Here is an 11093-nt window from a genome sequence, read left to right as displayed (position 1 = left end):
ATATCCAGTTGTTGCTGAGGCGATTACAGCAACTACAATAATAATACTGAAAAACTTCAGATTGCTCATACTGATCCTTATGCCATATAACGCCCCATTAAGAGGCAAAAAATAGTTTGCTATAATGTTTGAGGAACGAAAACAGCAAACTGTTTTTTGTCCTGCTTTAATGGCTTGTTATATGCAATTCAGCTTCAGACAGGAGATCGAATATTATTCAAGTTGATAATATTGCACAATCCTACTTCATCTATTGGATCAAACAAAACAGGTATAACTTTTAAAGCTTTAGCTCTTGCTACAGCTAAACGGTGGTTACCACCACCTAAAATTATTTCCATTTGATTATCGTGAATGCACAGCTTACAAGGAGTCATTTTCTCCTGAGCCATCCAATGTTTTATTACATCAGATTTTTTACTTTTGAGTCCTACATCCCAGAATTCATCAACTCTTTGACGATTCATATGGAATAGTTTTTTATCTAATTCACTCAGCTCAACATCAGCAATTTTCAAACCTTCAGGGTGCCTTGTTTTTACTGATTCAATACTATATCCATCACCATAAAAGCGGACATTTTCTAAACTCTCATCCCATAGTACTTCAAAAGGTGGCCACTTATTAATTGGTATATCTTGATACAAGTTTAATCCTCCATAGTAGATATAGCATTTGCATATAACGCCGCAATAAGCGGAAAATTACTGTTGGCTAAAATGTTTGAGGTACGAAAAACAGCCAACTGTAAATTTTCCGTTTGATTGCCTTGTTAGTTGATGTTTTATTAAAAGCACCAACTTTACAATACGTTACCATGTTTGTGGGTTATTCGGAAGAATCCAAAACACCCAGCGCCACTACACACAAAAGCTTGAACTTTGAGCCACTCAACAAAACATTATTGAAGCGAACGCTACAAACCTGACTTGACAAATGAGGCTAGAATTTCGCTGGATATCACCTAAAAGTGAATGGCGAAAACGGAGGCGTAACCCACCAAACCAATTTAGAAAACACCGCTTTTACAATAAAAAATGTACTTGAACTAGTGGTGCCGACTAACGCCGTTTTAAGCGGCAAATTGCAGTTGGCTAAAATAGGTGAGGCACGAACAAAAAGCCAACTGTAATTTGTCCGACTTGAAAACCCTTGTTAGGTTACTTTACCTAAGTTTAACGCCACAGTTGCCACATGATTTTGGTGACATTTGAATTCCTTGTGCACCCAATGCTTTAGGTATTGAACCACATTTAGGACATTTATAAATTTTGAGTGCACCAATGGTAAATATGATAATGCCACTTAAAAAGCCAAACGCTGGGTTTATGTAACCAAAACCTAACTTTTCAAGAATGAAGGTACTAAAAAATAATATAAATGAAGCCACTAATACAATGGTGAATTTTCGTTCAGCAACCGCAAACCTTTTTATGACTTCAGAATCATCCATAAACACTAGTAACCTAACGCCGCATTAAGCGGAAAAAATATGTTGGCTAAAATATTGAACGTAGTGAAAATAGCCAACGTATTTTTGTCCGTTTGAATGCCTTGTTAAGTGTTATTTCTCAGCCAGTATTTTTTTCTTTTCTGTTTCAAATTCTTTCTGACTTAAAACACCGCTATCTAAAAGGTCTTTAATTTTAGTTAAACGATCATATTTATCAATCGCCACAACCGTTGTTTGAGTTTCTTCTTTATCAACACATACAAAAATTATTTCTATTCGTGGAAAGTTACCAAGGATATATGGTGGTGCCGCAGTGTGTTCTGAGACGGTTAACATCTTTTTATTACGAGTTTGTTTACGACAAAAATCATTTGCTCTTTTAGTAGCAGATCTTCTAATTCCTGATGTTCCACTAAAACCAGTAGATGCCTGATGGAAAATTCTATATCTTTCTCCTTGAATTTCTTCATCTGAAATATAGAAATCTTTCCCTTCATATACAGCCCCGTCAAAATGTGAAGTGCTTTCACTTTCTTTTTGAATTGGCGACATACTTGAGCATGCACTAAAGAATAAAAACATTGGAACCAAAAAAATTATCTTTTTCATAAACACCTTACAATGATGGGACGGAAACACTTAACGCCCATTTAAGGGGCTGTTAATAGTTTGCTAAAATTGTGAAGCGAAGCGGAACCGAGCAAACTGTTAGCAGTCCTGCTTTAAATGCTTGTTATACGCAATTCAATTAGTTGTAGTAGTAAACACAGATAACGAAATTAACTTGTTGTTTTTAAAGTTGAACTCTGAATACGTTTGTACATCAAAAACCACCTGATTTTCCAGTAATTTACTTTGCCAGATTAATGTTTGATTGTTATTTAATTCAATATTACCTAATGCTTCTTGTACATCAGGTTTTGACATACCAATGTATATACCGAGCCTATTCTTACTATTAATTATCATATTGGGGTCTACACATTGATAATTACTAGGTTTTAACTGAGATAATTGATAACCAAAACCTAAAGGGTTTTGGCTATATACAACGAAGGAGTCAGCTTTGTAACAGAACTCAATTAATCCATGATTATCTTTTATTTTTGGCGCGTTATGGTTCAAAATCTCTGTTTGTAGTTTAGTGAAACCCGCAGGAGCCTTTTCCCGCATTACTAATTCTTGCCCCATTACAGGAGTAAGAATAAATATTAGAAGGATGGGAAATAGTCTCATGATGCTCCTTGCGTATAACGCCCCAATAAGGGGCTAAGTAATAGTTGGCTAAAATGTGTAGCGAAGCGAAACGCAGCCAACTGTTGCGTGTCCCACTTGATTGCCTTGTTAGTTGCTAATTATTTAAAGCACAACAGAAGCAATAAGTTACCATGTTTATTTACCTGACGGAAGTTTCAATAAACTTTCCCGTACTACACACCTAAGCCCGAACTTTGAGCCTTAAAAACTACGGCTGTTTGAGCGACTAAACGTGAAAGGCGAAAACTGGATTGGGCAAAAAGGAAGTGTGATTCTAGTGGCACTTCCATTGCCAAATCAAAGATTGAACCAGACACGAAACTACGTGTTAAGCACCAAACTAGCAAATAAATAATACTAATTTAGTGCGGGCAACTAACGCCTACTTAAGCGGAAAAATATAGTTGGCTAAAATGTTGAACGGAGTGAAAACAGCCAACTGTATTTTTTCCGTTTGAAGTTCTTGTTAGGCTTATGAGTGATGCGGAGAACGTTTAAATAACTCTTTAACGCCTTCTTCATTTATTGAAAACTCATGATTGCCAATAGTAATAATATCCTCAATTTTTAAAGCATATTTTCCACAACCACATGCAAGTGATAATAAATTAGCTAAAGATCGATCTTTAGCCAAACTCATACCCTTTGGAGTTTTTGAACCTCGTTTTATAAGTTCGCTCGAAATAACTTTCGCATGTTCTTTTTTAACCATTTCAGTGGAAACATAATCTTGCATTTAATTCTCTCCGATTGTGAAGGTAAATAATTAAGCCTAACGCCCAAATAACAGGCTAAGTAATGGTTGGCTAAAATTGTGTAGCGAAGCGAAACGTAGCCAACTGTTACGTGTCCTTGTTTATTTTCTTGTTAGGTTGTTTAGCGTGCAAAGAAACCGCTTGGAAAACTGCACCATTAATTTCCCATAAAAGGTATATGTAAAAGCATAAGCCGAAAATAGGAAATACAATCCATGCAGACCAATCAGGAAGAGATAAAGCTACCTCAAGTTCTGCAAATAAAACCGAACAAACAAAAGTTAACGCTATAACAAAGTAAAATCGTAAACTGATCCATTTGTTATGAAGCTTAACTGCATCAGAAACAAATTCATTTTTCTGTTTTTTATTTAACCCCTCTAACTCAGGGTAATTACCAGTTTTAAAATACATCGAACCTGAAACCTAACGCCCCATTAAGAGGCTTTTAATTGTTGGCTAAAATGTGAAGCGAAGCGGAATCTAGCCAACTGTTAAAAGTCCTGCTTGAATGGCTTGTTATGAATATATTGCACCACCAGCCAGTAATGTAGCGATACCCCATAAAACGAACCACCCCCAAAAACTATATTTAACAAAAGTAAAATCACTATTGAATTCAGTATGAAGGTTGGTGCCATGTTGAAGTTTATTTTTATCTCTTAAGGCTACACAAATCAAAAGTGCCATTGATAAAATATAAATAATTATTGAAGCAATAAATAAATTATTGGGAACAGCGTCTGCTTCTTTATATAACTTAAAAATAGCAACAAAACCTACGATACTTGATAAAGAAATACTAAAAAAAAACTTTAAGAGGGATTCAAACCTATCGGTAGCATCTGAAATTTCTTTTTTAGACCAATCTTTAAGTGCTTCTGCCGCTAAGTCAGCATCCCAATCGACACTCATAGCTCCGCCTCGAAAACATACTTTTCGCAATCAGGGTTTGCACATTTATGTGGTTCATCTGTTTGTCTTAATTGAGGCTGACTACTTGGTTCTGGCTCTAAAGTGATTCCTTTTCTTCTACATTCCTTGCATAGTTTTGGCTGTATCATAATTTAATCCCTCAGTTAGATATATATTCATAACGCCCTAATAACAGGCAAAAAATTGTTTGCTAAAATGTTGAGGAACGAAACAGCAAACTGTTTTTTGTCCTTGTTTATTAGCTTGTTAGGTACAACTTACACATAATGCGTTAAATAAACAATGAATTGATAAATAAAAGCAAATGCAATAAATACACCACAGAAAATCACAAGCCAACCAGACCAATATGCTTTATTACCACTAATAACTCGCCAGTTGGAAAACACCCATGTATTGGGTGGTGGTGATTGCCTATGTTTTAATATTTTGCGACCATAAAATATTGAACCGACACCAAGAAAAGTCATTAAAACAAAGTAAAAAATCACGAGACATTCCCACAACAAATGACTTTGAGGTACATTTTTCTGAATTAATTGATAACTAAAAAATACTGTGATTATAAATATCAAATAAAACATCAAAGCTTTTTTAATAGGAATAACTTTGAAATTTTCGGCTGACACTTTCATGTTGTACCTAACGCCCATTTAATGGGCAAATAATAGTTGGTTAAAATAAGCGACGCAGGAGCAAAACCAACTGTTATTTGTCCTGTTAAAATGCTTGTTAGGTAAGTTTAACACCACATTTCTTGCATTCATCGACTGACCAACCGTTACCAGCAATGCTTTCACATTTTGGACAAAGAGAGTTTCGATATGCCAATACAATAAAAATCAAACCAAAAGCTTTTAAAAGAAGATCAAAGTAATCCATTCGCATAGGAATAAAACTAAAAGTTAAATCATAATCGCTAGAGCTGGAACCCAAAACATCAAAGCTAACACTGTATTGATAATTCTTTTTTTTCTCTGAACCTTAAATTTTTCGATAATATCCATTTACTTACCTAACGCCACAATAAGCGGCTAAGTAATAGTTGGCTAAAATGTGAAGCGAAGCGGAACCTAGCCAACTGTTGCGTGTCCGTTTGATTGCCTTGTTAGTTGTTTTTTGTTAAAAAGACAACATAAGCAATAAGTTACCATATTTATGAGTTATACGGAAGAGACAAAATACACCCAGTACCGCTACACGTAAAAGGTTGAACTTTGAGCCACTCAACTTACCTTATTGAAGCGAACGCATTAAACCTACAATTGACAAATGAGGTTTGCTTTCGCTGGTTAACACCTAAAAGCTAATGGCGAAAACGCATTGATACACATGCCAAGCCAATTTATAAAACACCACTTTTACAATAAAATATTACTTTGATTAGCGGTGCCAACTAACGCCCTAATAATGGGCAAAAAATTGTTGGCTAAAATGTTGAGGAACGAAAACAGCCAACTGTTTTTTGTCCTTATTAATTAGCTTGTTAGCTATATTTGCGCAAACTCTCTAGGAACTTATTGATATAGCCGTTGTACATATTAAACGAATCGTTGAATACCCACTTTTGCGAGATAGTTTGTATTACTACTTCAGTAGCATTTTCAGCTTTATTAAAGGTGATATTCATTTTAGTAGAAAGTATAAACGGCCAACCTATGGGTTTTATAACCGTCTCAAAACAATCATCAGCACTACGAATTGTTTTAGTATATGAATAGAACCTTTGTTTTTCAGTTAATACTTTTTCAATGAAACCACTGATTTCATTGAATGGAACTTCAAATGATTCTGCTACTTCCCTTTTTACAGTCACAGGATTCTCGATATAGCTAACGCCCTGTTAACAGGCAAAAAATAGTTGATTAAGATTAGCGACGAAGGAGCAAAAACCAACTGATTTTTGTCCTTGTTTAACAGCTTGTTAGCTTTGTTCTATAGGAAGAGACAAATCGCTTCCCCACTCACTCCATGAACCATCGTATAGTGAGACATTAGTATGACTAGTTAATAACGCTGCAACTAAACCAATACAAGCTGTAATACCAGAGCCACAGGAGAAGACTAATCGCCTAGAATCATCTTGTACCATACTTGAGAATAACTTTTGTAGTTCCGTTGGACTTTTATATTTATTACCACGAAGTACAAGCTCAAAGGGCAGATTAATAGAATTAGGAATATGGCCACTTCGAACTCCTTTTCTTGGCTCTTGAGCAACACCATTAAACCTTTCTATAGCTCGAACATCAATAACACTAAATTCTTTATTAGAAAGGTTTGCAAATACTTGCTGTTTGAAAACTACTGAATCAACATTAAAATCTAGCGAACAGCCTGACTCAGATCTATTATGTGTAACGTATTCTGATGAGATTGGATAGTTTTGCTTTATCCATTCAGGAAGACCACCGTCTAGTATATATACATTATCTAACCCAAAAGATTTAAAAATCCACCATGCTCTTGGAGAAGAATAAATACCCTGATTGTCATATAAAACTATCGTTGTATTGGGTGTGATATCAAGGTTATTAATAACATTTATAACCTGCTGTTGTGAAGGAAACGAATGCACTTGCGAGCTAGCGTGATCAACTAAATCCTTAGATAAATCTATATAGCTACTTTTTGGGATTACCGATAATGAGTCATAAACTATGGGCTCTCTCCCAACAACAGTTTTCATACTAACATCGATAATAATAAGATCATCTTCAGCTAACCTTTCATACAAACTTGCAACTGATATTAATGGACTGTCCATCACACCTCCAGAAAAGCTAACGCCTTGCTAAGCGGCGCAGAATTGTTGGCTAAAATGTGCGAGGAACGAAGCGCAGCCAACTGTTATGCGTCCGTTTGAGCAACTTGTTAGACATAAATAACACCTAAACTATGACCTTATTACCCTTACTTGAGGTAATGGCTCTCTTGCGTAGTTACTATCTTTAAAATGTGATTTACAGGATAAACAATGCCAAATTTTAGTACCACCACCTTGAAGTCGAATTAACTTTTGTTCTTGGTCATAGCATTGTTGGCAAAAAGGCCCATCTTGATCTTCGTCTTGGCCAACAAAGTAATATGGCTTAGACCAAACAACAGACTCTTTTGTGTTTAGTTGATTCCTTAGCTCGGTAATATTCTGGTCTTTTTCGATTAGAATAGTTTGAACATCTGCTAATTCCATCTTTATATCCGCTAGTGAGCTTATCAACTCAGCAATTTGTAGTTTAACTTCTGCTTTTTCAAGTGAAGTACCGCTATCCTTGATTAGCTTGGCAATGTCCGTTGCCGTCTTGATACTGCTAAGTGCAGATCCTAATATTGCGATATCAACCATACGTATCCTTTATGTATAACGCCCTAATAATGGGCAAAAAATTGTTGGCTAAAATGTTGAGGGACGAAAACAGCCAACTGTTTTTTGTCCTTATTAATTAGCTTGTTAGCTATACCCTACACCGATATAGAATTAATTTTAAAAAGTAACAAACGACAAACCAATTGAAGATATAACAACCCCAGGAATAGCATGAATAAACATAATTGGATATTGAGCTATAACAGACTTAGTTGGAACAAAAAAATGAGGGTCGAACTTTTGAATGAATTTATAAACAGGCTTGGCGGCTGGTTTAAACCAGTTTTGAAAATAATAACCAAATACTGCAATTGCTTGGACTTCCAATAGTAAAACAAAAAACTCCAAGCCAATACCATCCAATAGCACAGCAAAAGCTATAAACTCTGGTTCGGTTAACAAAAAGAGAACTAATAGAAAGCTAGATATTTTCCATGACGACTTTTTAAAACTCATACTCAATCCTTAAGGTATAGCTAACGCCCTGCTAAGGGGCTGATAATAGTTGGCTATAATGTGCGAGGAACGAAGCGCAGCCAACTGTTAGCAGTCCGTTTTGAGCAGCTTGTTATATGCCGACTACACCGTAATTGGCCCAAAAACTTTAATACTAAAAGCAAACACAATAACAAAACACAGTTGACCAATTATCGGGACGACTATGGGAATTAATATAGTTTGCCAAACAGTTAAAACTAAAAATTTTCGTATGACCGCTAAAAATATAATAATAGTTAATAGTAATGCAGCTAGATCGTCAATAACAAGTAGCTCGCATAAAGTAGAACTAACCAATTGAATACCTAGTAAAAGTAGACTTAGATAAGACGACCTTTTTATTCGTTGCTCGCTAACTTTGAGTTTACTCAGAATGAAATTGAAGCTTAAAAAGTATCCTACTAAATTTGATAACAAATATAGAAATGTAAACACAAAATCCCTTTAGGCATATAACGCCACAATAAGCGGCTAAGTACCTTTTGCTAAAATGCGCGAAGCGCGAGCAAACTGTACGTGTCCGTTTGATTGCCTTGTTAGCAGCAGGTTGTTAAAAACACTCAACCACCACTAACGCAAAAATTAAATTAGTGGGAGTGAGAAGCAATAAATATTGCGACACTTAGCCACTAAACTTTATTGATAAACAATAACATAGAATGTTTACCGATTTATAAAACTAATAGATTTTTCACAATAAAGGAAGGAAACGAACACCAATCCTTTGATGTGAAATGCCAGGCCAACCACAAATTAACTAGAATAAGTGTTGCCTGCTAACGCCCTGTTAAGGGGCAAAATTTAGTTGGCTAAAATGTTGAGGAACGAAAACAGCCAACTGTATTTTGTCCTGCTTGAACAGCTTGTTATAACTAAACTGACTTCGCAATATCGATATACTTACCTTCATCGTCAATTGCTAAAGCACCTGTTTCAATTGCTTGCTGAAGCTGCTTGAGGGAATCACAGTTCTCAAGTTTATCTAATTGTATTTGTATTAGACAAATTAACCTTTTTCGCTCAGCAGTAATTTGAGCAGTATCATGACTCCTCCAATGCATTCCTTTGTCGTTATATATGGCAAGTTCTTTAACACAACTTACCAATTTACGTTTAGTGAAATATCTGACGAACATGCCTTTAGTTATAACGCCCTAATAATGGGCAAAAAATTGTTGGCTAAAATGTTGAGGAACGAAAACAGCCAACTGTTTTTTGTCCTTATTAATTAGCTTGTTATGAAGCTAATTGACTGCGAATGCATAGCCTTCTGTAAAACCAGATATGAAATCTGGAGCAACGAAGCCAAAAAATAAGCAAAGTGATGCAACTAACATGACATTTCGACTGTTCTTTTTGTAACCCAAAACGATAAGAACTAAAAACATTAATAAACTAACTACTTCCAAAATATACATAAAAATCCTTTTTTAAATTTTAATAGCAACCAAACGTAGTTGCTACGACTAGCTTCATAACGCTTAACATAAGCGGAAAAATGCAGTTGGCTATAATTTTTGAGGCACGAAAAAAGCCAACTGTATTTTTTCCGTTTGATGTTCTTGTTATGTGTTGATTAGCACAAAAGCACTTACAAAACATATTGTTGAGATTAGAATGCCAAAAAATGGAATTTTAAACCAGTAATTTTTTGCTAAAAGTAAATATGAAAAACCAATAATAGAAGGCAATACAGAAAACCAACTATTATTAGCAATAAATTGAATATGTGAAAAGGCTAAAGGAATGTAAATTGCTGCAACAAATATTGCGCCTAGACTATGACTAGCATTGAAGCCGATCCAAGCACGCCAAACAGTTGTTTCTTTAGTGAGGACAGGTGATGTGCCTTTCATTGCTGCGGTTACGTCTGGGTCATACGCATTAAATTTATCAGTAAAGAAAGTATAAATAAGATGCACAAAGCCAAGTAAACCGAAGATTGAAGCACCGATTATGAATAATAGCTGTGAAATCACGCCTACCTCCTTTTAAACACATAACGCCCACATTAACGGGCTAAGTAATAGTTGGCCATAATTGTGAACGTAGTGAGCGCGGCCAACTGTTGCGTGTCACGTTGAATTGCTTGTTAGTTGCAACACACTTTCAATATGTACAACAATAACTTAAACGCACCGTAATGGAAATACCAAGCCGTGAATTTGAGCCATTGTACTCACTATTTAGAGCGAATAGTTACGCTAATACACCTTTCAGAAACACACAAAAAATGACTAACTTATTCGCGGTAAAGCACAAAACAGTGAATTGGTGAAACTGAATTATTTAGCACTTAGAAAATAGTTTTTGATAGTCAACTAACGCCCTGTTAACAGGCAAAAAATTGTTGGCTAAAATAAGCGACGAAGGAGCAAAAGCCAACTGTATTTTGTCCTTGTTTAACAGCTTGTTAGGTGAATTTAATACTAAGCTGTAACTCTTATAAAAATATAACAAACAACGTATACAAGAAAAAAATATGATAATAGAGAAAAAATACTTCCTACGACATTTAAATTCCGAGAAAACCCCCAAAACTTAAATGACATAGCGAAATAAACAGCTTTATTAAATAAACGTGAATTAAAATATTTCAGCTTTAGGAGTTTCAATTTAAGTGATTGATTGTGGTTAATCTCCCTATCTATAGCCTTATCATAAAAGTAAGCTACCACCAAAAATAACATTAAAAAATACATAGGATTAGTCATCTACAATATCCTTATTCACCTAACGCCCTAATAATGGGCAAAAAATTGTTGGCTAAAATGTTGAGGAACGAAAACAGCCAACTGTTTTTTGTCCTTATTTATTAGCTTGTTAT

The 11093-nt window shown here is 35.2% G+C and carries 14 protein-coding genes; all 14 read right to left on the bottom strand.

Features of this window, described 5'->3' with window-relative positions; all coding sequences use genetic code 11:
• Positions 1-194: 194 nt before the first annotated feature.
• Positions 195-647, bottom strand: a complete 453-nt coding sequence (locus F580_RS0123435; protein ID WP_019030199.1) for a hypothetical protein — start codon at positions 645-647, stop codon at positions 195-197.
• A gap of 518 nt (positions 648-1165) precedes the next feature.
• The gene (locus F580_RS0123420) at positions 1166-1453 is read right to left on the bottom strand and encodes a hypothetical protein (protein WP_019030196.1); all 288 of its coding nucleotides are present in this window, start codon (positions 1451-1453) and stop codon (positions 1166-1168) included.
• A gap of 111 nt (positions 1454-1564) precedes the next feature.
• The gene (locus tag F580_RS25790; RefSeq protein ID WP_051092127.1) at positions 1565-2062 is read right to left on the bottom strand and encodes an SHOCT domain-containing protein; all 498 of its coding nucleotides are present in this window, start codon (positions 2060-2062) and stop codon (positions 1565-1567) included.
• Positions 2063-2197: 135 nt separating this feature from the next.
• Positions 2198-2689, bottom strand: coding sequence for a hypothetical protein (locus F580_RS0123410; RefSeq protein ID WP_157443230.1), 492 nt, complete (start codon positions 2687-2689; stop codon positions 2198-2200).
• Positions 2690-3182: 493 nt separating this feature from the next.
• Positions 3183-3446 (bottom strand): hypothetical protein, encoded by a 264-nt coding sequence (locus F580_RS0123405; RefSeq protein ID WP_019030192.1) that lies wholly within the window; start codon positions 3444-3446, stop codon positions 3183-3185.
• A 106-nt stretch (positions 3447-3552) separates the two neighbouring features.
• Entirely contained in the window at positions 3553-3879 is a 327-nt protein-coding gene (locus F580_RS0123400) for a hypothetical protein (protein WP_019030191.1), read from the bottom strand.
• A gap of 105 nt (positions 3880-3984) precedes the next feature.
• Positions 3985-4380, bottom strand: a complete 396-nt coding sequence (locus F580_RS0123395) for a hypothetical protein (protein ID WP_019030190.1) — start codon at positions 4378-4380, stop codon at positions 3985-3987.
• A gap of 278 nt (positions 4381-4658) precedes the next feature.
• The gene (locus tag F580_RS0123385) at positions 4659-5036 is read right to left on the bottom strand and encodes a hypothetical protein (RefSeq protein ID WP_019030188.1); all 378 of its coding nucleotides are present in this window, start codon (positions 5034-5036) and stop codon (positions 4659-4661) included.
• An 851-nt stretch (positions 5037-5887) separates the two neighbouring features.
• Complete coding sequence (locus F580_RS0123375; RefSeq protein ID WP_019030186.1) at positions 5888-6217, bottom strand: hypothetical protein; 330 nt, start codon at positions 6215-6217, stop codon at positions 5888-5890.
• Positions 6218-6325: 108 nt separating this feature from the next.
• Positions 6326-7168 carry a sulfurtransferase gene (locus tag F580_RS0123370; RefSeq protein WP_019030185.1) on the bottom strand — a complete coding sequence of 281 codons (843 nt, stop codon included), beginning with the start codon at positions 7166-7168 and terminating at the stop codon, positions 6326-6328.
• A 129-nt stretch (positions 7169-7297) separates the two neighbouring features.
• Positions 7298-7747, bottom strand: coding sequence for a hypothetical protein (locus F580_RS0123365; RefSeq protein WP_019030184.1), 450 nt, complete (start codon positions 7745-7747; stop codon positions 7298-7300).
• Positions 7748-7885: 138 nt separating this feature from the next.
• Positions 7886-8224 carry a hypothetical protein gene (locus tag F580_RS0123360; RefSeq protein WP_019030183.1) on the bottom strand — a complete coding sequence of 113 codons (339 nt, stop codon included), beginning with the start codon at positions 8222-8224 and terminating at the stop codon, positions 7886-7888.
• Between the two features lie 914 nt (positions 8225-9138).
• Entirely contained in the window at positions 9139-9402 is a 264-nt protein-coding gene (locus tag F580_RS0123350) for a hypothetical protein (protein WP_019030181.1), read from the bottom strand.
• Positions 9403-9831: 429 nt separating this feature from the next.
• Positions 9832-10245, bottom strand: a complete 414-nt coding sequence (locus F580_RS26765) for an LIC_13387 family protein (protein ID WP_019030179.1) — start codon at positions 10243-10245, stop codon at positions 9832-9834.
• Positions 10246-11093 lie beyond the last annotated feature (848 nt).

The organism is Colwellia piezophila ATCC BAA-637 (assembly GCF_000378625.1).
Classification (GTDB): domain Bacteria; phylum Pseudomonadota; class Gammaproteobacteria; order Enterobacterales; family Alteromonadaceae; genus Colwellia; species Colwellia piezophila.
This window is presented reverse-complemented; position numbering and strand designations above follow the sequence as displayed.

Excerpts from the sequence above, each read along its gene's own strand:
- F580_RS0123420 (WP_019030196.1), bottom strand. The coding sequence starts at position 1,453 with ATGGATGATTCTGAAGTCATAAAAAGGTTTGCGGTTGCTGAACGAAAA.
- F580_RS25790 (WP_051092127.1), bottom strand. The coding sequence starts at position 2,062 with ATGAAAAAGATAATTTTTTTGGTTCCAATGTTTTTATTCTTTAGTGCA.
- F580_RS0123410 (WP_157443230.1), bottom strand. The coding sequence starts at position 2,689 with ATGAGACTATTTCCCATCCTTCTAATATTTATTCTTACTCCTGTAATG.
- F580_RS0123405 (WP_019030192.1), bottom strand. The coding sequence starts at position 3,446 with ATGCAAGATTATGTTTCCACTGAAATGGTTAAAAAAGAACATGCGAAA.
- F580_RS0123400 (WP_019030191.1), bottom strand. The coding sequence starts at position 3,879 with ATGTATTTTAAAACTGGTAATTACCCTGAGTTAGAGGGGTTAAATAAA.
- F580_RS0123395 (WP_019030190.1), bottom strand. The coding sequence starts at position 4,380 with ATGAGTGTCGATTGGGATGCTGACTTAGCGGCAGAAGCACTTAAAGAT.
- F580_RS0123385 (WP_019030188.1), bottom strand. The coding sequence starts at position 5,036 with ATGAAAGTGTCAGCCGAAAATTTCAAAGTTATTCCTATTAAAAAAGCT.
- F580_RS0123370 (WP_019030185.1), bottom strand. The coding sequence starts at position 7,168 with ATGGACAGTCCATTAATATCAGTTGCAAGTTTGTATGAAAGGTTAGCT.
- F580_RS0123365 (WP_019030184.1), bottom strand. The coding sequence starts at position 7,747 with ATGGTTGATATCGCAATATTAGGATCTGCACTTAGCAGTATCAAGACG.
- F580_RS0123360 (WP_019030183.1), bottom strand. The coding sequence starts at position 8,224 with ATGAGTTTTAAAAAGTCGTCATGGAAAATATCTAGCTTTCTATTAGTT.
- F580_RS0123350 (WP_019030181.1), bottom strand. The coding sequence starts at position 9,402 with ATGTTCGTCAGATATTTCACTAAACGTAAATTGGTAAGTTGTGTTAAA.